Raw genomic sequence first — 19,934 nt, 5'->3', positions numbered from 1 at the left:
GGGCTTGGACCCTTTTTGTCTGGAGCGTAGCACGTGTTCGACAGCCTTACCGATCGCCTCTCTGAAGCCTTCCGCAATCTGCGCGGTCAGGCCCGTTTGGATGAAAAGAACATCCAGGACGGCCTGCGCGAGGTGCGCCTGGCTTTGCTCGAAGCCGACGTCCACTTCAAGGTGGTCAAGGACTTCGTGGACCGTGTGCGCGAGAAGGCCCTGGGCGCGGATGTCCTGAAGAGCCTCACCCCCGGCCAGCAGGTGGTCAAGATCGTCCACGACGAGCTGGTGGAGCTGCTTGGCGGCGAACAGACGGGGCTCAACCTCAAGCACAAGCCCGTCATCATCATGATGGTTGGCCTGCAAGGCTCCGGCAAAACCACCACGGCGAGCAAGCTTGCCAATCTTTTGCGCGCCAAGCACAAGATGAAGCCGTACCTGGTCCCGGCGGACGTGTACCGCCCGGCGGCCATTGAGCAGCTGCACGTGCTGGCCAAGCAGCTGGGCGTGCCCGCCTACCCCAGCACCACGGACATGAATCCCGTGGACATTTGCGCCGACGCCCTCAAGAAGGCCGCCGAGGCCGGCTGCGACGCCGTCCTGTTCGACACGGCCGGCCGCCTGCACCTGGACGAGACCCTCATGGAGGAGCTCTCGGCCATCAAGGCGCGCTGCAAGCCGACCGAGATCCTCTTCGTCGCCGACGCCATGACCGGCCAGGACGCCGTCACCGTGGCCGAGGCCTTTGACAAGCGGCTCGACATTTCCGGCGTGGTGCTGACCAAGATGGACGGCGATGCGCGCGGCGGCGCGGCCCTGTCCATCAAGAGCGTCACGGGCAAGGCGCTCAAGTTCGTGGGCATGGGCGAAAAGCTCTCCGACCTGGAGGTTTTCCACCCGGACCGCGCGGCCCAGCGCATTCTCGGCATGGGCGACGTCATGACGCTCATCGAGAAGGCCCAGGACACCATGGAGACGGCCGAGGCTGAAAAGCTCGCGGTCAAGATGCAGCAGGCCAAGTTCGATCTGGAGGACTTCCTCACCCAGATGCGGCGCATGCGCAAGATCGGCTCCCTGGAGAGCATCCTGAAGCTCATCCCCGGCATGGGCGGCATGATGAAGAAGCTGGGCGACATGCAGGTGCCGGAGAAGGAGATCGACAAGGCCGAGGCGATCATCAACTCCATGACCAAGAAGGAGCGCCGCGAGCCCGCCATCATCGATCAGAGCCGGCGCATGCGCATCGCCAAGGGCTGCGGCATGACCGTGGGCGAGGTGAACGCGCTCATCAAGAATTTCGAGCAGATGAACAAGATGATGCAGCAGATGCTGGGCGGCGGGGGCAAGGCTCCCAAAATGCCGAAGATTCCCGGCATGCCCGCCGGCTACACCATGCCCGGAACCAAGCCGCAGCCCAAGCTTTCGGCCGGGGCGATGCAGAACGGCATGGCCCCCGGCATGGGCGGATTTCCCGGCATGGAGGGCATGGGCGGCTTTCCCGGCATGCCCGAGATGCCCGGCGGCGGAGAAGGGAAAAAGCAGCTTTCCAAGAAGACTTTGGCCGAACGCAAGAAGAAGAAGTTGAACAAGAAGCAGCGTCAAAAGCGCTGAGGCATGGGCGCGGCATTGCGCCAAAAAACGGCTTGCGGCAGCGCCGCTTGCCATTTGAACCAAAACCGAATAACAACCAATTCAGGGGGAAAGACAACATGGCTCTTACTATCCGACTGACCCGCATGGGCTCCAAAAAGCGTCCTTTCTATCGTGTGGTCGTGCTCGAGCGCGCCAGCCGCCGCGACGGCCGTCCTTTGGAGTTCCTGGGCCACTACAATCCCATGGTTGATCCCGCCGAGGTCGTCCTCGACCAGGCCAACTACGACAAGTGGATCAAGCTCGGCGCCACGCCCAGCGACACCGTCCGCACCCTCGTCGCCAAAAAAGGCGCGTAAGTCAGGTTTGCGCCCTTCGGGGCGCGCAGCGGCAGGGGTTCACAGCACGATCTCCCGCGCACATTCATTTATGGGGGTTCCGCCATGCTCAGAGACATGATCGAGTACATCGCCAAGTCGCTCGTGGACTGCCCGGACGAGGTCAAGGTCACGGAGATCGAGGGCGAGCAGACAGCCGTGCTGGAACTCAAGGTCGCCAAGGAAGACCTGGGCAAGGTCATCGGCAAGCAGGGCCGCACGGCGAGAGCCATGCGCACCCTCTTGGGCGCTGCTTCGGCCAAGGCCAAGCGGCGCGCCGTGCTCGAGATCATCGAATAGCGCCATGCCGGGCACAGCGGGTACGGACCGGCGCGGACTGGTCGCCGTGGCCCGCGTGGCCAAGGCGCACGGCATCCGCGGGGAGCTCTGCATGGACAGCCATGCCGACTCCCCGCTGTTGTTTTCTCCCGGGGCCACGCTGTACCTTGAGCCCGCCGCGCAGCCGGGCAAGGGCAAGGCCCGGCCCAGGCCCTATGTCATCACGTCCGCGCGCGACAACAACGGCCGGTTCATCGTGACACTTGAAGGCGTGGCCGACCGCAACGCGGCCGAGGCCCTGCGCGGGTTCGAGGTGCTCATCCCCGAGGCGGACCTGCCGCCGCCGGACGAGGGCGAGGAGTACCTGCACAAGCTGCTGGGCGCGCGCGTGCTGCTGGGCGACGAAACCGAGGTGGGCGTGTTCACGGCCATCCTGGAGACGCCGGGCCAGCTTACCTGGGTCATAACGGCCAAAGGCGGCGCGGAGATCCTGTTTCCCGCCGTGCCGGAGTTTTTGCTGGGGCTCGACGCCGAGGCCGGACTGATCCACATCGACCCGCCGCCGGGTTTGCTGGAGCTGTATCTGGGCGCGTTGGACAAGCCGGAAACCCCGGACGACGGCCTTGAAGAGGCGCAAGCGGACGGGGAAGCCGGGGAGCCCGTCGCAGCGCTGCCTCGTGTCAAAAAAGGCGCGAAGCGCGGCGCTCGCCGCCGCACGGGGAAATAGCCGTGCGCTTCACCGTGGTCACGCTGTTTCCAGAGTTTTTCGCCGGCCCGCTGACCTGCGCGCAGATGGCGCGCGCCCGCGAGGCCAAGCTCATTGACATAGACCTTGTGAACCCGCGGGATTTTTCGACCAACCGCCACCAGCACGTGGACGACAGGCCCTACGGCGGCGGGCCGGGCATGGTCATGATGGCCGAGCCCTTGGCCAGCGCCCTTGAGAGCGTGCGGGAGCCGGGCCGTAGAATCGTGCTCACGCCCTCTGGCGCGCCCCTGACCCAGGCCCTGGCGCGCGAGCTGGCGCAGGAGCCCGCCCTGACGCTGGTGTGCGGCCGGTACGAGGGCATCGACGAACGTTTGCTGGAGTCCGAGGGCCTTGAACCCGTGTGTGTGGGCCAGGCCGTGCTGAACGGCGGCGAGGCCGCCGCCCTGTGCCTCATGGAGGCCGTGGCGCGCCTTGTGCCGGGGTTCATGGGCAAGGAGGAGAGCGGCGACGACGAGAGCTTCTCCGACGGGCTCATCGAGTATCCGCACTACACCCGGCCCGAGTCGTACCTGGGGCGCGAGGTGCCCGAGACCCTGCGCGGCGGATCGCACGCCAAGATCGCCAAATGGCGGCGCGAGGCATCGCTGCTGCGCACCTTGACGCGGCGGCCGGAGCTCTTGCAGGAGGCGCCCCTCGGCGGCGAGGACTATAATTTTTTGCGAAACGCGGAAAAACCGGCAGCCCTTGGGCGCAGCCTGTTTCTCTGCCTTTTGCATCATCCGGTGCTCGATAAAGCGGGAAAACCTGGCACGGTTTCTTTGACAAACCTCGACATCCACGATATGTGCCGCGTTTCCCGCACATACGAATTGGCAGGGGTCCTTTTGGCCACTCCGCTCGAGGATCAGCGGGAACTGGGACAGCGCCTTTTGTCGCATTGGACAGACGGCGCCGGGGGACGCACCAACCCCGACCGGGCACAGGCTTTGCGCCTGGGGCACATGGTGACGGGGCTGGACGAGGCCGTTGAGTGGGTGACCGGGCAGGCCGGGCAAGCGCCCAAGATCGTGGCCACCTGCGCGCGGACGAGCTTTCGCCCTGCGCGGGGCCGCAAGGACCGCATGATCTCTTTCACGCCGCCAAGCACCGTGCGCGGCTGGCTGAGGGAGACTCCGGTGCTCCTGGTGCTCGGCACCGGGCATGGCCTGGCCCCGGAAGTGTTGCTGCGGGCCGACGCCATCGTCTCGCCCGTGCGTGGATTTTCGGCGTATAACCACCTTCCGGTGCGCGCCGCCGCGGCCATCCTTGTGGACAGGCTGCTGGGCGATGCGCAGTAACCCGGCGGGGATTTGCATAACGACAGTTTTCCAGAAAAGGAGTCGACATATGGACATCATGAAGCAGATTGAACGCGAACACATGCGCATGGACATGCCCGAGTTCCGCGCCGGTGACACCGTCAAGGTGCACACCCGCATCATCGAGGGCGACAAAGAGCGCATCCAGATCTTCCAGGGTGTGGTTCTGCGCGTCAGCCGCGGCACCACCGACGCCACCTTCACCGTGCGCAAGGTTTCCGACGGTGTCGGCGTGGAGCGCATCTTCCCCATGCACACCCCGTCCATCGACCGCGTGGAAGTGGTTTCGCAGGGCAAGGTCCGCCGCGCGCGCATCTACTACCTGCGCGATCTGGCCGGCAAGGCCGCTCGCGTCAAGTCCCGCCAGGCCTGGGATTAATCCTCCCGGTCCGAACATGGACAATGGCGTCCCCGGCTGGCCCGCATATCGGGTCGGCCGGGGACGTTTTCGGCTTTGCGAAAGGGGACGCGCATGACCCGACGCCCCGAACCGATGGCGCAATTCACCCTGGGTGATCTGCCCGCAGGCCCTGTGGCCGGCGTGGACGAGGCCGGGCGCGGCTGCCTGGCCGGGCCTGTGGTTGCCGCCGCCTGCATCCTGCCGGACTCCTTCGACCTGCCCGGACTGACGGACTCCAAGGCCTTGACCGCGAAAAAACGCGAGGCCCTGGCGCTGGCCATCCGCTCCCAGGCTGTGGCCTGGGCCCTGGGCCTTTCCTGGCCGGGCGAAATCGACCGCATCAATATTTTGCAGGCCAGCCTGCGCAGCATGGAGCGGGCCGTCTGCCGCCTGCGCCTTGCGCCGGCCCTGCTGCTCATCGACGGCAACCAGCCCTGCCGTGCGGCCATTCCCCAGCGCACGGTCATCGGCGGCGACGCCCTGGTTCCGGCCATCTCCGCCGCCAGCATCCTGGCCAAGACCTACCGCGACCATCTTCTCGGCGTGCTGGACCGCATGCACCCCGGCTATGGCCTGGCCATACACAAGGGCTATGGCACGGCCGTGCACATGGAGGCCTTGCAACGGCTCGGGCCTTCGCCCGCGCACCGGCTCACCTTTCGCGGCGTGCGCCCGGAAGACGGCGCGGCAACGGACAAGAAAGCGGAGCGCCAGCCGTGCCTGCCCGGCATCTTGATGTAGGACGCATAGGCGAGGACGCCGCGGCCGGCCACCTGGAGGCCAAGGGGCTGCGCGTTCTGGAGCGCAACGTCGTGCTGGGCCGCCTGGAGCTTGATCTGGTGTGCGAGGACGGCGACACGCTGGTGTTCGTGGAGGTCAAGACCCGCGCCGAGGGCTCCCTTGCGACTCCGGCCGAGGGACTCACCGCGCAGAAGCGCGGACGCCTGCTGCGCGCCGCCCAGAGTTATCTTTCCAAGCACGACCTCTGGCAACGCCCTTGCCGCTTCGATCTCGTGAGCGTGCTGTTCCGCGCGGGCAAGGTGGCCAGCCTGGAGCACGTGGAGGACGCCATGCGCGCCGACGAGCCCGTGGGCAAGCGCACCAGCGGCTGGCAGCCCTGGTAAGGCCGGTTCGCGGCTGTGCCGCTGGATGATGTTTATTCCAGCGTTCGCGCACGGCGCTTTCGTCCAGCCCCTTGTCGCATTGCGCCCTCGGAAGCCTTCACGTCTCTTTCTCTCGCCTTGCTCCGCCCCGCGGTTCGACAACGCCTATGCCGCACCTCGTCTTGGCGCATGCACTCCGCCAGCGCAATATTGCCGCGTCATCAGACACCAGGGCTCTTTGCCTCCGGTGCTTCCCTGCGCTGCCGACTTCATGCTCTGCTTCGCGAGGCTCCGGCCCTTATGGGGTATGGCAGCCCCTCGGATCAGTGTTTGCGGCTGGCGCTTGACCATGGACGCAAAAAAAGCCCGCCACGGTTTTCCGCAGCGGGCTTTTGCATGGGCTGATGTCTGTGTGAAGCTTAGGGCTTCTTCGCTTCGGCGGGCTTGGCGGCCGGAGCCGGGGCAGCGGCCGGGGCGGCGGCGTCGACCTTGGGGGCGTCGGCCTTGGCGGCCTCGGGCTTGGCCTCGGGCTTGGCGTTCAGGTCGATGGTCGTCTTGTTGATCTCTTCGATGACCTTGTTGGTGATGTCGGAGGACTCGTCGTACGAGAGGACCACGTCCTTGGCCAGAATCACGTCGACCTTGTTGTCCTTGCGGTACTTCTCAAGAATCTTGTTGAACTGGTCCTGCAGCAGGCCGACCACACGCTGCTGTTCGGCGCCCATGGTGGTCTGGTACTTGGTGACGGCCTCCTGGAAGGCGGCGGCGTTCTCCTGGGTCTGTTTGGCCTGGACCTTCTCCTGAGCGGCCTTGGCTTCGGCCTGGAGGTCGGTGCTCTTGGTGCGCAGATAGGCCATGGCTTCCTGACCGGGCTTGGACTCGCGGAAGACCTTGGCGCCGTCGACCACGACGATCTTGTTGCTGTTGTTGCAGGCGGCGAGCACGCTGACCAGGGCGGCCAGGAGCAGGAGTGCGCAGAGCTTCTTCATGGGTGCGATACCTCTTTAGAGTGTTGTGTCGGTGTTGTCCTGCGCGGCCGTTGGGGCCTTACGCAACAGGCGGTGGACAGTAACGCGCTTCTTTTGGGTTTGCAAGAGGGCCAAGGCCCCCGCGGCCCTTTATCGCGGGGTGATTTATGCGCTGCGGCGGGGATTGGCGGCAAGGTGCGGGCAGAATGACAGCGCTTGCGGGGTCAGGGCGCCGTCCGGCTGGTAGAGCACCAGGGGACGCTCCAGGGCGAGGCCCTGGCCGCCGCCCTTCACGGCCGCGATGAGCGCCAGGCGCGGGTCGCTGTCGGCCCGGCCCTGCACCGGCAGCAGGCGGCGCGTGCGCAGGCCCGCCTCGGCCAGGTCCGCCATGAGTTCCGGCAGGCGCTCGGCCAGGTGCACAAGAAAGAGCGTGCCGCCCCGGCGGAGGTTCCGGCCCGCGCAGCGGGCAAAGGCGGCAAAGCCTCCTGGCCCCTCGAAGCGCGCGCGGTCCTTGTCCGCATCCGGGCAGGCGCGGCCAGTGCCGGGAACGCGGAAGGGCGGGTTGGCCAGGGCGAAATCGAAGAGTGCGGGCGAACGGTAGTCCTGCGCATCGGCCAGCAGCGGGGCGAAGTGTCCGGCCAGGTCCAGGTCGTTTGCGTTCTGGCTCGCGGCGGCGATCATCTCCGGGCCGGTGTCTATGCCCGTGAGGCGCAGGGGCGCTTCCGGCCGCAGCAGCAAAAGCCCGATGGACGCCGCGCCGCTGCCCGTGCCCAGGTCAAGCCCGGCGAGGGGCTTGCCGGGTTTGAGCCAGCGCGCGGCAAAGGCGGCCAGCAGCAGGGTGTCCGCGCCGAAGCGGAACCCGGACCGGGGTTGCTTGAGCCCGCGCGGAAAGTGCGCGCGGCGTTGCGTCGCGTTGGCGGCGGCTTGTTGTGCGGTCATGGCCGCTGCATCGTTCACGCGGCGGTCAGACCACGTCGGCCTTAATGGGGGTGCCCATGCCCGCGGCCGAGGCGGACTGTCCGTCGATGAAGATGAGGTTCACCACCCGCGCGGCTTCTTCCACGTTGATCTGCGTGTTGTGCTGGGGCGCGGTGGAGAAGTCGGCGTTGACCGTGCGCGAGTAGTCGATGTTCATGTTCGACTCGTGGTTCTGCGGCTGGCTGATGGTGATGCTCTTGTTCTGGGAGCTGTCCAGGGTCACGCTGCGCTCGTCCACGGTGCGGGAGTTATACTCCACGCTGCGCGAGGTGCCGAAGTCCTGCGTCGTGTTTTCGTTGGTCACCTGGGTGAGCTGCATGGTGCCGGAGGCGCCGGCGGTGTTGTCCACCACGGACTTGGGGCCGGGCTTCTCGTCCGGAAAGACCACGTGCGGCAGTTCGAAAAGATTCATGTCGACCCGGCCGCTGGGCAGGGGGGCCAGGTTGGCGTCCACCTTGGTGGGGCCGGGCCACACATAGGCGGCCTGATAGCCCTGCCAGGCTTCGCTGATGAGCTTGTGGTTGAAGACGTGCACCGGGCTGTGGCTGATGTTGGGCGATGCGTGGCCATGGAAGCGTGCGGCCTGCGGGGCCTGCACGTGTCCGGCCGGGCCGCCCGCCGTGTGCCCTGCCGGGCCCGGGTTGGCGGTTTGGGCCGCCGCCCCGACGGATTGGCCGCCGCCGTGCACTTCCACCGGGGGCATGCCCGGACCGGAAGAAACCATGTAGCTGACGCCGGTGCCGCCGCCAGGCGCCACAAGGGTGCTTGGTCCGCTGAACACGCCGCCGCCGCCGCCGCCCGAAGATCCGCCGCCGCCGCCAACGGCTGTGCCGCCGCCAGCGCCGCCTGTGGTGGCGAACCCGCCGCCGCTGGAGCTTGCGCCGCCGCCGCCGCCGCTGATGCCACCTCCCCCTGCCGCCGCGCCGATGCCGCCGCCGCCCGCCGCGCCGACGCTGGCGCCTCCGCCTCCGGAAACGCCGCCGCCACCAGCGGCTCCGCTGCCGCCAGTCCCGGCGCCGCCGGGCATGAAGCTGCTTGCGCCGCCCACGGTCATTCCTGCGCCGCCGAGGATGCTGCCGCCGAAGCTGTATGCTGCGCCGCCAACCATGGCGCTGCCCGTGCCCGCGATGGACACCTGCTGGCTGCTTCCGGCCACGGAAAAGGATTGGGTCGCGGAGGGCGCCACAACGGAGCTGCCGCTTGAGGACAGGGAGACGTGGCCTCCGGGTTCGACGGTGATGTGCGCGCCCTGGTCGGTGATGGTGCGGCCGCCCGGCTCGGTAAGGACGTGACCGCCGGGTTCGGTGAGGACATGCCCGCCGGGTTCGACGGCGGAGCCGCCCACGGGGCCCACAGTGGAGCTGCCCGCCTGGCCGATCATGATGCTTCCAGCGGGCGCGGCCTCGATGTGGCCGGCTGGCCCGGCTTCAATGTGGCCCGCTGGTCCGGCGATGATGTTGTCGGTCAGTCCGTACATGGCGCTCCCCCTTGTTCGGGGTTGGGGGTTCGGCCGCGCGGCGAAAGCTCCGCAATGGTCCTCCGGCGCGTGCCGCAGACCCAGGCGCAAAGCCGAAAACCCAAGAGATGCCACATTACGCCCGGCGTTCCGATTCCGTCAAGTGGTTGCCCGCACCCCTTGCCAGGGGCCAAGCAATGCTTACCTGCAGCAAATGTCAGAAAAAGCCGCCAAGACCCCGGCCACACCCTCTGCGGATCGGGGCGTCATCCACATCGAAGGGGCCCGTCACCACAACCTCAAGAACCTGAGCCTCGACATCCCGCGCGAAAAGCTCGTGGTGGTCTGCGGGCCATCGGGCTCCGGCAAGAGCACCCTCGCCTTCGACATCGTCTATGCCGAAGGCCAGCGCCGCTACGTGGAGTCGCTCTCGGCCTACGCCCGGCAGTTCTTGCCGCAGATGGACAAGCCCCAGGTGGACAAGGTGGAGGGGCTTTCCCCGGCCATCAGCCTGGAGCAGCAGTCCACCTCGCGCAACCCGCGCTCCACCGTGGGCACGGTGACGGAGGTGTACGACTTTCTGCGCGTGTTCTTCGCCCGGCTGGGCACCTTCTTTTGTCCCAAGTGCGGCCAGGCCATCGCCGCCCAAAGCGGCGACGAGATCTTGTCCGCCATCATGGCCATGCCCGAAGGCGCGCGCATTCTGCTCTTGGCGCCCCTGGTGGAGCACCAGAAGGGCACGCACAAGGATCTCTTCGCCAAACTGCGCAAGGAGGGCTTTGCCCGCGCCCGCGTGAACGGCGAGGTCTATCCGCTGGACGAGGTGCCGGAGCTGGACAAGCTCAAGAAGCACACCATCGAGCTCGTGGTGGACCGTCTGGCCATCAAGCCCGATATCCGCCCGCGCCTGGGCGATTCCGTGGAGCTGGCCCTGCGCCAGGGCAAGGGCAGCCTCATCGTCAACGAGCACGGCAAAAAGGGCAAGGGAGCCGACCGCTTCTTCAGCACCTCCAGCACCTGCGCCACCTGCGGCATCTCCATGCCCGCGCTGGCCCCGGCGCTGTTCTCCTTCAACAGTCCCCAGGGCGCCTGCCCGGAATGCTCCGGCCTGGGCACCGTGGATTCCTTCGAATTCGACCTGCTGGCGCCGAACAAGGGCCTTTCGCTCAAAGAGGGCGGGCTTTTGCCCTGGCGCAACCCGCGGCTTTTCGCCCGGCACGAGGACGACCTGAAGCGCCTGGGCAAGCGCCACGGCTTCACCCTGGACACCCCCCTGGCCGAGTTCAGCGCCAAGGCCCGCGTGGCCCTGGTCGACGGCGACGGCGCGTGCGACTGGCCCGGCGTGGCCCCGCTGCTTGAGCAGGGCTTCTCCATGGGGCCGGTCTGGCGCGACGAGCTTTCCCGCTACCGCCAGAGCCGCCCTTGCCCGGTCTGCCAGGGGGCGCGGCTCAAGCCCGAGGTGCTGGCAGTGCGCGTGCCCGCCACGCCGGAGGGGCTGAACATCCACCAGTTCTGCTCGCTCTCCATCTCCCGCGCGCTGGACTGGCTGAACGCCCAGGATTTTTCCGGCGCGCACACGCTCATCGCCGGGCCGCTGCTCAAGGAGCTGACGCACCGCCTGGGCTTCATGAAGGGCGTGGGGCTCGATTACATCAGCCTGGGGCGCAACATGAGCACCCTCTCCGGCGGCGAGGCCCAGCGCATACGCCTGGCCAGCCAGCTGGGCTCCGGCCTGGTGGGCGTCACCTACGTGCTCGACGAGCCGTCCATAGGCCTGCACCCGCGCGACAACGAACGCCTGCTCAAGACCCTGCGCAGCCTGCAGGCCCGCGGCAACACCGTGCTGGTGGTGGAGCACGACGAACCCACCATCATGAGCGCGGACCACGTCATCGAGCTCGGTCCCGGCTCGGGCGAGCTCGGCGGCGAAATCGTGTTTCAGGGCAATGTGGACAAGCTGATGAACGAGAGCGAGTCCCTCACCGCCAAGTATCTGCGCGGCGACCTGCGCTCCTGGCGGCCGGACGAGCGCCGTCAGCCCCTGCCCATCGGCGGGCGCACCCACCTGGGCATACGCGGCGCGCGCGCCAATAATCTGAAGGGCCTCGACCTCGACATCCCCCTCGGCGTGCTCGTGTGCTTCACCGGCGTTTCCGGCTCCGGCAAAAGCTCGCTGGTGGTCGACACCCTGTACAAGCACCTCGCCCTTTCCCAGGGCATCAAGGTGGACCAGCCCGGCCCGGTGGACTCCTTTGTGGGCGCGGAGGTCATCGAAAAAATCATCGCCATCGACCAGACGCCCATCGGCCGCACGCCGCGCTCCAACCCGGCCACCTACACCAAGGCCTTTGACGAGATCCGCACCATCTTCGCGGGCTCCAAGGATGCCAAGATGCGCGGCTACCAGCCGGGCCGCTTCAGCTTCAACGTCAAGGGCGGCCGCTGCGAGGCCTGCCAGGGCGACGGCCAGGTGCGTGTGGAGATGCACTTTTTGCCCGATGTCTTCGTCACCTGCGAGGTGTGCAAGGGCATGCGCTACAACGCCCAGACCCTGGAGGTGCGCCACAAGGGCAAGAACATCGCCGAGGTGCTGGACATGACCGTGGCCGAGGCGCGGGAATTCTTCGGCGCGCACACCGCCCTCTCCCGCCGGCTGGAAGTCCTCGAACAGGTCGGCCTGTCCTATCTGCGGCTCGGCCAGCCCGCCACCACCCTTTCCGGCGGCGAGGCCCAGCGCATCAAGATCAGCCGCGAGCTGGGCAAACGCAACCTGCCCGGCGCGCTGTACATCCTCGACGAGCCCACCACGGGCCTGCACATGCACGAGGTGGGCAAGCTCATCCGCGTGCTGCACCGCCTGGTGGACAAGGGCGCCAGCGTCATCGTCATCGAGCACAACGCCGACGTGGTCCTCGCGTCCGACTACGTGTTCGACCTCGGCCCCGGCGGCGGCGAAAACGGCGGGCAGATCGTGGCTCAGGGCACGCCCGAAGAAATCATGGCCAACCCGCAGTCAGTCACCGGCAGATTCTTGGGCGACGAGGCCAAATAGCGGCCACGCGCCTGGCCTCTGTCCCTTGGTCTGGGAGCGGCGCCCCCTGCGTCCGCCGAGGGCATGATGTCCCCCCGGATCCCCTCATGGCAGTGAAAAGCCCTTGGAATGCGTTGCATTTCAAGGGCTTTTATTATGGCGTGGCTGCGGCAGAGACCGTGAAGGCAGGCCTCCCCTATACCTTTTCCGCTGTGTGTCCGGCCCGAAACTCCATGCTATGCTTGCGTCATTTGCGCCGGACACCTTGCCCGGCGCGCAAACGCAAGGAGCGCCTATGCCCATCCCATTTCTTTCATTGCGGCGCGATGCCCAAAACCCCCGAAGGGGGCGCATCGCAGAACGCACTCTGAACCTCGGCGGAGAGGCCGAAACCCGGCGCTACGCCTATGATTCCGCCGGACGCTTGGCCCGCGTCACCGATGGCTCGGGCAGCCTGCTGGAGTCCTACCAGTACGATCACGAGGGTCGCCGCCTCGCCGACATCAACCCGCAGCGTTTTCGCGGTGAGCGGCGCTACAGCTACAGCCTGGGCGACCGGCTGGGGCAGGCGGGAGGCGTCCAGTACGGCCACGACAAGGCGGGCTTCCGCAACCTGAAAATTGAGGGCGACCGCGAGACGCGCTACAAGTACGAGCCTTCTGGCTTGCTGCTGGCGGTTGACCTGCCCGACGGCAGGCGCATCGACTACGCCTACGACGCCAACGGGTTGCGGCGCGAGAAGCGCATCGACAGCCGCGTGGTCGAGACCTATCGCTGGCTCGACCCGCTGCGGCTCTCGGAATTCCACGACGGCCGCGAGTGGTGGCGGCTGGCGTACCTCAAAGGCCGGACGCCCGTTGGCGTGACCAACGGCGACGACTCGTACCTGCTGCTCGGCGACCAAGTCGGCACGCCGCTGGCCCTTGCCACAGTGGATGGCCATATTGTATAGGCGATGCAATACGACAGCTTCGGCATGCTGTTGCAGGTTCGGGGCAATGCGGTGCGCCTGCCGCTGGGCTTCGCGGGCGGACTCTTTGACGCCGACACCGGCCTGACGCGTTTTGTCTGGCGCGACTACGACGCCGACACCGGGCGCTTCACTGCCCTGGACCCTATGGGCGCAAAGGGTGGCGACAAGGACTGGTACGGCTACTGCGTCGACGATCCGGTGAACCGGGTGGATGCGTGGGGGCTGTGGTCTCTCTTCGGCTTCGGGGCCGAGGAGCAAAAATCAGGCGAAGAAAACACGGAACAGAGCAGAACCGGCTGCGACGACAATCCCTACTGCAAGGTCTATCCGTGCGATGACAACGGGACCATGCAGGGGGATTACAAGCCGATTGACATTCATCCGGGCGCCAAGCCGTTTTTGCTGGATTTTTCAGTTCCTGTCCCGAAATCATTCACTGATTTTTTGGGCATGACCAGCAAGGACGACACCAAGGAAATCCGAGTGCCCCTTCTCCCTGACCCGTTGGTGTATCCGTTTGAAAAGATTTATGAGCGGAACAAGGAGGCTCAAGGTGACGGCAAATGAACGCACAGCAAAGGCCGGTCTTCGATGAAAGAAGCCTTGTATGTCGTCGAGACGTTTTGCGCGTTCGCCATCTACAGGGCTGTCGTCGGCATCCTCGCCGCCGGTGATGCCACCGTGCTTCTTGCGGGGCAGCTGCTTTCCCTGTTGCTGACGCTCGTCCTCACGGCGTTGTCGTTGCTCGGACGGCCACTTGCCCGGCGACTCCTTGCAGCGCTCATCGTTGGGAACACGGTGTATCTTGGCTACCTCTACCCCATGACCGACGCAATCCCGGCACCACTCCTGGCGATCACCCTACTGTTCGCCATCTATCTCTGCGTGGGCGCCGTCAAACTCTGGCGCATGGCGGACGTTCAATCGCAAGGAGGAAGCCATGCGTGAGGCGTGGTTCGTTGTCGAGGCATACTGCGCAACGCACGTTCTTCTCGGCATGCTGATGCTCCGGGCGCTTCTGGAGCATCCACAGTCGGCCGCCAGGTTCCTATGCTCCCTCATGGTCACACTGTTTCTGGCTTTCCTGACCTTCAAGGGCGTACGCATTGCCAGCCGGGCGCTGGCGGCCGTGGTCGCAATCATCCCGACATCCCTTGTTTGGGTATCGTTCACCTCTTCCGGGGAATTCACCGTATACATGGCGTATGGACTGGTGATCGCGGCCTATTTCGTCATCGGATCGGTGAAGCTCTGGCGCATCATGGAGTTGCCCACGCGCTTCACCGATCCGCCGACGGAAGAGCAGGCGCACCACTGAGGCCTAAGGCAACCGCCAAATGAAAACGGGGCGGGGAGCGCACAAACTCCCCGCCCCGCCGTCGTTTTGGGACACGCCCGGCCTGGGTGTTCCATTCTTCCCTTGACCGGGGAGCGGGGGGTGGAGCCCCTGGCTTCTTCAGGCGACGCCGATGGGGAGCATGGAGATGCCTCCGGCGGCTGGGGGCTAGCCCCCCCCCGGACCCGGCGCAATGGGGAGCGGAATTGTTTCCTGAACCGAAGTGCGGAGGCGGCGTCTGTGGGTTCTCTTCCCTACTTCTCCACCCTGTCGGGCGCGAGGAGCGCGGCCAGGGCATACAGCCCCAGGGACGCGCCGAAGACGATGGTGTAGCCGAAGCTGACGGCCAGGATGTTGGCCAGGGGCGTGGCCACCACGGAGAGCGCGCCGTTGACGCTCCAGGCCCAGGGGATGAAGGCGCTGGTGGCCCCCCGGTAGGTGGAGAGCGCCAGGGGGAAGGGCATGCCCATGAAGAAGCCCAGGGGAGCGGCCACGGCGATGACCAGGGCGGCCTTGGCCGGGTCGGGCCAGGCCAGGGCGAGGTCGAGCAGGCGCGGCAGGAACAGCAGCAGGATTGCGGCGAGGGTGGCGGCGCAGGCGCAGGCGAGGCGTATGCCCGCGCGCGGCCGGGGCACGAAGCGCGAGGAAAAGGCGCTGCCCAGCCCGCTGGAGATGAGCATGGCCGAAAGCACCAGGGCGAAGGCCCGGGCCGGGTCGTTCAGGAAGAAGGTGAAGCGCTCGATGAGCACGATCTCCACGAACAGAAAGCCCAGGCCGAGGCACATGAAGTAGCCGAAGCCGGAGAGGACGCGGCTGGCGGAGATGTCGCCCAGGCCGCGCCGGCGCGCCAGGGGCAGCAGGAACACGATGAGGGCGAAGGCCGCGGCCTGGGCCAGCACGGCCACGTTGACGAGGTAGCCTATCTCCTGGCGCGGCAAAAGCTCTATGCGCGCCAAGACCTCGGGAATGCGGTCCAGGCGGATGATCTCGTGGAAGAACGGCCGGTCCTGGGTGCTGGGCGCGAGGTTGAAGAAGCGGAAGCTGGAGGAGTTGGTCTTGCCGTCGCGCAGGTAGGCCACAAGGTCGTCCATGAGGGCGTCGCGCGCGGTCCCGCTGTCTTCGCCGGCCACGGCGTCGCTGGTGACGGACTCGAAGGACACGGGCGGCAGGTCGTTGAAGACTTCCTCCTTGGTCGGGTCGATGCCGGGGAAGTAGGCCGTGTCGAAGCTGCGCTCGGCCGCGAAGGCTCGGACCGCCTTGATGTCCGCCGGGGTGAAGGGGCTGCGGCTGGCGATGATGCGCGCGGTGAAGGCGCTGCGCACGATGATGATGTGTTGCGCGGGGTCGCTGACGCCCGCGAGCAGAAGCCCGGCGCGCACGGTGGCGGCGGCCTTGAGCGCATAGACCGGCAGCTCGCTTATGCCCATGGGCAGGGAGAGCAGCCCGTTGGCGTCCAGGGCCCGCACCAGCCGGGCGATGCCCTCTGCCGTGAGCACGTACTTGTTGGCCTGGCCCTGGTCCAGGAACTCCGGCGAGATGTCGATGAGGCTGTAAGGCTTGGCGATGTTCTGCGCCAGGGCCAGGGGCGAGCCCAGCACCGGGGTGGAGGCGTGCCCGGCCGGGGCGTCGCGCCCGGCGGCGAAGGCGGCCTTGGGCACAGGCGGCAGCTTGGGCGGCGCGGCCTTGGCCGTCTTTGCAGGCGCAGGCTTGCCCTGTTTGTGTGTGGCAGTCTGATCGGGCTTGTGCGCCGGGGCCTTGCCGGGTTTGCCTTTGGCGGCCTTGGCCGGCGCGGTTTTCGCCGTGTGCGGGGCCGTGGCGGTTGCATTGCTGGCGATGGCCAGCGCCGCGTTTTCCGCCGTGGCGTTGTCGCTGGCGAGGGTTTCGCCTGTGGCGTTTTCCGCCGTGGCGTTGTCGCCCGCGACTGTGTCCAGCGGCGGGGTGTCCGTCAGGGGCAGGCGCATGGAATAGCCCGTGGGCGGCGCGCTGGGGGCGTGGGTGAGCAGCAGCTGGTGCAGCACGGGGTCGCTTTCCACCGTGTCCACCTGCCCCGCGCCAAGCTCCAGGGCCTCGCGCAGGCGGAAGCCGCCGCGCCCGCCCGCCAGCAGCACGCGCGCGGGCTTGTGCAGCAGGTAGGGCAGCGTGTCGAGCGCGGCCTTGAGGTAGCCGGTGTCGTAGGCTTCCTCGCGCGGGAGTGCGGCCAGGCGCTCGCCGTCGCGGTATAGGCCCAGGGCCGCGGGCGGTCCGCCCGCTCCCAGCAGCTCGTAGTTGTTGGAAAGATCCGCGTCGTGCCGCTCCATGTAGTTTTCCAGCAGCATGTAGTAGCCGCGCGGGCTCTTTATCTCGCGCACAAGGCGGTTGTCCTCCACGTTCATGGCGGCGGAAACGGGCTTGTACTGGCTGAAGGCGGCGTTGTTGTGCGTCACGATGACGAAGCCCGCGGCCGTGCCGACCAAGAGCGTCAAGAGCCCAAGGCCGATGCGGGTTGCGGCCTTTTTGCCCGGCAGGCTGGTGAGGGCGGCCAGGGTCAGCGGCGGCAGCAGCAAGAGCGGCGCAAGAAAGGGCGGCACATAGGCCAGGGCCGCAAGCAGCGCGGCGGCGCCCAGACCCGCGCCGATGAGATCGGCCATGTAGATCTTGGGGATGTCCTCCTGCTTGGCCAAAAACGACAGGCCCACATAGAGCCCGGAGGCGAAGAAGAAGGGGAACAGCGCGAGGTAGTATTTGCCGATGTTCAGCAGCTGCTCGGTGAAGAGCACCTCGTTCTGCAACTCCAGCGGATTGAAGGGGATGAGGCCCAGGGCGGCGTAGCCCAGGGCGCACAGCAGCATCATGGCCGTGGGCAGGGCGTGGAACAGCGCGGCCTGGCGGCGCTCGAAGCTCTTGCCGAACAGACAGAGCACCACGCCGCTGACGGAATAGCCGGCCATGGCCATGGAGATGACCCAGTAGCCGTACTCGCTCCAGTTGGTGATGGCGAAATGGCGCACGAGAAAGATCTCGAACGCGATGGAGGCGAGACAGACGAGAAATATGCCGAAATAACGCATGGAACCCCACACCGTGCCCCGGCCATGAACCGGTCCTTGAACGGCGAAAAAATATGCGCCTGCGTACCCCATCCGCGCCGGGGAGGCAAGAACGCGGCGGCGGGTTTCGGGATCAGCCGGACTTGGCGGGCAGGAAGCTCAGGCTCAGGGTGAAGGTGCTGCCCACGCCGGGCGCGCTTTGCAGCTCCAGGCTGCCGCCCATGCGCGCGGCCAGCTCGCTGGCGATGGCCAGACCGAGCCCAGCGCCCGCGTAGCTTTTGGTCAACGGGGCCTCGCCCTGCACAAAGGGCTTGAACACATGGGAGAGGACCTCCGGCGCAATGCCTATGCCCGTGTCCTTCACCTCCATGCGCAGGGTGCAGGTGGCGGCATCGCGGCAGGCCACCTGGGCGGAAAGCCGCACCCCGCCCGCGTTGGTGAACTTGACGGCGTTGTCCAGAATCTGACGCAGGATTGTGGCCAGGTGCCCGGGGTCGCCCATGAGCGGCTGCTCCAAAAGTCCCGGTGCGACGTTGAGGCCGAACTCCAGGCCCTTGTCCTGGGCCAGCGCCGCGTACACGGTCTCCAGGGGGGCCAGCACCTCCGCCAGGCGGAAGGGCCGGTGCTCGATGCGGGTCTCGCCCGCGCCAAGGGCCGCGTAGTCCAAAATGTCGTTCACCAGCCGGGTTATTTGCTGGGCCGACTGCGTGGCCCAGGCGAGGTATTCGCCGCGCTGCTCCTCGGACTTCTCCACCCGCAGCAGTTCGAGCATGCCCAGCAGGCCGTTCAGCGGCGTGCGCAGCTCGTGGCTCATGTTGGACAAGAAGGCGCTCTTGGCCTGGCTGGCGGTTTCCGCGGCCTCCTTGGCGGCGGTCAGGGCGCGCTCGGCCAGCTTGCGCTCGGTGATGTCGCGCGAGAAGCTGGCGATCTGCACGATCTCGCCCGCCTCGTTGTGCACCGGGTGCAGGCGGATGGCGTAGGTGCGGCCGTCGCGCTCCTCCTCGAAGCGCAGGGCCCGGCCCGTGCGCACCACGTCCTCGAAGCGGGAGCGGCGGCCGTCGCGCACATAGCTGGGGATGAGGTCGAGGATGTTGGCTCCGGCGAGCTCCTGCGGGGTCTTGCCGCGTCGCTGGGCCGCGCTTTCGTTCATGGCCAGCACGTGGCCGTCTGGCACCAGCAGCAGCATGCCGTCGCTGGAGGCGTTGAAGATGGCCCGCAGCCTTTCCTCGCTTTCAAAGAGCGCTCGGCGCGCGGCCTCCTGCTCCTCTTTGTGGCGCATGAGCGCAGCGGCCATGTGGTCGATGGACCCGGCCAGTTCGCCAAACTCCCCGGGCAGGCCGGCTATGCCCGTGCGCGCGCTGAAGTCGCCGGCGTCCAGGGCGCGCACGGTCTCCATGAGCCGGGCCGAGGGGCCGAGGATGCTGCGCCGCGCCCACAGGCGCGCAAGCACCAGCGCCAGGGCCACAATGCCCGCCAGGGCCGCGAGGTGCCGCGAAAGCTTGGCGCCGCTGCCGGCGTAGACCGCGTCGCGGGGGATGCCCACGCGCACGTAGCACACCTCGTCGCGGCAGATGTCCAGACGCTTCATGACGTAATAGCGGGGCACGCCGTCAAGGCCGACGCCCCAGCCGTCCATTTCCTCGTCCCCGGCGCGCACGCGGTCGGCCTGCTCCCGCGGGAGCGACGCCCCGGCGTAGCGCGGCGCCTCCGGCAGGCGGTAGAGGATGCGCCCGCTTTGCCTGGCCAGCACCAGGGTCGTTCCTGCCGGCAGGTCCGCGTCTTCAAAAATTCTGGCCACCTCGCCCACGGGCAGCTGGGCCACCACCACCAGGGAGATGCCCCCGGCAGGATCTTGCACCGGCGCGGCGTAGTTCACCAGCGTGCCGGGGCCCGGGGTGTCCTTTTCCTCGACGGAGACGCCGAGGGCGAAGCTTTGCCCGGCCAGGGCCGCCTCCAGCGCGGGGTTGACGGCCATGTTGCCGGACGCGGGCTTGGCGCTGCGCAGCACCTGTCCGTCCGGGCGCACCAGCAGCAGGTTGCTGTAATGCGGGGCCACGCGCGAAAAATGCGCCAGGGCCTCTTGGCACTCCGCGCCGGCGCAGGCGCGCACGTTCGGGTTGGCGGCCAAAAGCTCCAGGATGATGCGGGCGTTGGCGGTTTCCTGTCCGAGCGACCGGGCGACCAGGCCCGCGGCGCGCGCGGCATCGGTGACGGCGGCGGCGCGCTCCAGGGCGCGGTCGCGCACATAGCTGACCAGGGTGAGCACCAGCACGGGGGCGAGGGTGAGGGCCACAAGCCCCACGAGCATGCCGTGGAGGCTGTTGACCAGGTTGCGCCAACGGGCAAAGAGGGCTGGCAT

General features: G+C 67.2%; 16 protein-coding genes and 1 pseudogene. 12 read left to right on the top strand and 5 right to left on the bottom strand.

All coding sequences use genetic code 11. The annotated features are described in order from the left end of the window. Positions 1-33: 33 nt before the first annotated feature. The 8 genes from ffh (at position 34) to ACYQ4W_RS12430 (ending at position 5,828) form a co-directional block, all read left to right on the top strand. Positions 34-1,602, top strand: a complete 1,569-nt coding sequence (gene ffh, locus ACYQ4W_RS12465) for a signal recognition particle protein (protein WP_459857128.1) — start codon at positions 34-36, stop codon at positions 1,600-1,602. A gap of 98 nt (positions 1,603-1,700) precedes the next feature. Further along, positions 1,701-1,940 (top strand): 30S ribosomal protein S16, encoded by a 240-nt coding sequence (gene rpsP / locus ACYQ4W_RS12460; protein WP_459857126.1) that lies wholly within the window; start codon positions 1,701-1,703, stop codon positions 1,938-1,940. 84 nt (positions 1,941-2,024) lie between these two features. After that, entirely contained in the window at positions 2,025-2,258 is a 234-nt protein-coding gene (locus ACYQ4W_RS12455) for a KH domain-containing protein (RefSeq protein WP_459857124.1), read from the top strand. Positions 2,259-2,262: 4 nt separating this feature from the next. Next, positions 2,263-2,964, top strand: coding sequence for a ribosome maturation factor RimM (gene rimM / locus ACYQ4W_RS12450; protein WP_459857122.1), 702 nt, complete (start codon positions 2,263-2,265; stop codon positions 2,962-2,964). 2 nt (positions 2,965-2,966) lie between these two features. Then, a complete protein-coding gene (trmD, locus tag ACYQ4W_RS12445) occupies positions 2,967-4,283 on the top strand; it encodes a tRNA (guanosine(37)-N1)-methyltransferase TrmD (RefSeq protein WP_459857120.1) in 1,317 nt (438 codons plus the stop codon). A 49-nt stretch (positions 4,284-4,332) separates the two neighbouring features. Beyond that, entirely contained in the window at positions 4,333-4,683 is a 351-nt protein-coding gene (gene rplS, locus ACYQ4W_RS12440) for a 50S ribosomal protein L19 (protein WP_459857118.1), read from the top strand. Positions 4,684-4,776: 93 nt separating this feature from the next. After that, a complete protein-coding gene (locus ACYQ4W_RS12435) occupies positions 4,777-5,445 on the top strand; it encodes a ribonuclease HII (RefSeq protein ID WP_459857116.1) in 669 nt (222 codons plus the stop codon). Then, positions 5,421-5,828: a YraN family protein gene (locus ACYQ4W_RS12430; RefSeq protein WP_459857114.1), complete on the top strand. Its 408-nt coding sequence runs from the start codon at positions 5,421-5,423 to the stop codon at positions 5,826-5,828. Before ACYQ4W_RS12435 ends, ACYQ4W_RS12430 begins: the two co-directional genes overlap by 25 nt. A gap of 398 nt (positions 5,829-6,226) precedes the next feature. On the opposite strand, the gene ACYQ4W_RS12425 is transcribed toward ACYQ4W_RS12430, so the two are convergent. The 3 genes from ACYQ4W_RS12425 to ACYQ4W_RS12415 form a co-directional block, all read right to left on the bottom strand. Next, a complete protein-coding gene (locus tag ACYQ4W_RS12425) occupies positions 6,227-6,796 on the bottom strand; it encodes an OmpH/Skp family outer membrane protein (protein WP_459857112.1) in 570 nt (189 codons plus the stop codon). A gap of 144 nt (positions 6,797-6,940) precedes the next feature. Further along, the gene (locus ACYQ4W_RS12420; protein WP_459857110.1) at positions 6,941-7,714 is read right to left on the bottom strand and encodes a tRNA1(Val) (adenine(37)-N6)-methyltransferase; all 774 of its coding nucleotides are present in this window, start codon (positions 7,712-7,714) and stop codon (positions 6,941-6,943) included. 25 nt (positions 7,715-7,739) lie between these two features. After that, entirely contained in the window at positions 7,740-9,230 is a 1,491-nt protein-coding gene (locus ACYQ4W_RS12415) for a hypothetical protein (RefSeq protein WP_459857108.1), read from the bottom strand. 193 nt (positions 9,231-9,423) lie between these two features. Here ACYQ4W_RS12415 and uvrA point away from each other — a divergent pair, with 193 nt between their 5' ends. The 4 genes and pseudogenes from uvrA (at position 9,424) to ACYQ4W_RS12390 (ending at position 14,531) form a co-directional block, all read left to right on the top strand. After that, positions 9,424-12,261, top strand: coding sequence for an excinuclease ABC subunit UvrA (gene uvrA / locus ACYQ4W_RS12410; protein ID WP_459857106.1), 2,838 nt, complete (start codon positions 9,424-9,426; stop codon positions 12,259-12,261). A 217-nt stretch (positions 12,262-12,478) separates the two neighbouring features. Next, positions 12,479-13,780: pseudogene (locus ACYQ4W_RS15665) on the top strand (RHS repeat domain-containing protein). A gap of 24 nt (positions 13,781-13,804) precedes the next feature. Beyond that, positions 13,805-14,161: a hypothetical protein gene (locus tag ACYQ4W_RS12395; protein WP_459857099.1), complete on the top strand. Its 357-nt coding sequence runs from the start codon at positions 13,805-13,807 to the stop codon at positions 14,159-14,161. Beyond that, entirely contained in the window at positions 14,154-14,531 is a 378-nt protein-coding gene (locus ACYQ4W_RS12390; protein ID WP_459857096.1) for a hypothetical protein, read from the top strand. The genes ACYQ4W_RS12395 and ACYQ4W_RS12390 overlap by 8 nt, the downstream gene beginning before the upstream one ends. 272 nt (positions 14,532-14,803) lie before the next feature. Here ACYQ4W_RS12390 and ACYQ4W_RS12385 read toward each other — a convergent pair whose 3' ends face one another. Next, complete coding sequence (locus ACYQ4W_RS12385) at positions 14,804-17,596, bottom strand: hypothetical protein (RefSeq protein WP_459857094.1); 2,793 nt, start codon at positions 17,594-17,596, stop codon at positions 14,804-14,806. Positions 17,597-17,708: 112 nt separating this feature from the next. Next, the gene (locus tag ACYQ4W_RS12380; protein WP_459857092.1) at positions 17,709-19,934 is read right to left on the bottom strand and encodes a HAMP domain-containing sensor histidine kinase; all 2,226 of its coding nucleotides are present in this window, start codon (positions 19,932-19,934) and stop codon (positions 17,709-17,711) included.

The organism is Humidesulfovibrio idahonensis (assembly GCF_054657715.1).
The sequence above is the reverse complement of the archived record's forward strand: the minus strand, read 5'-3'. Positions and strand labels throughout refer to the sequence as shown.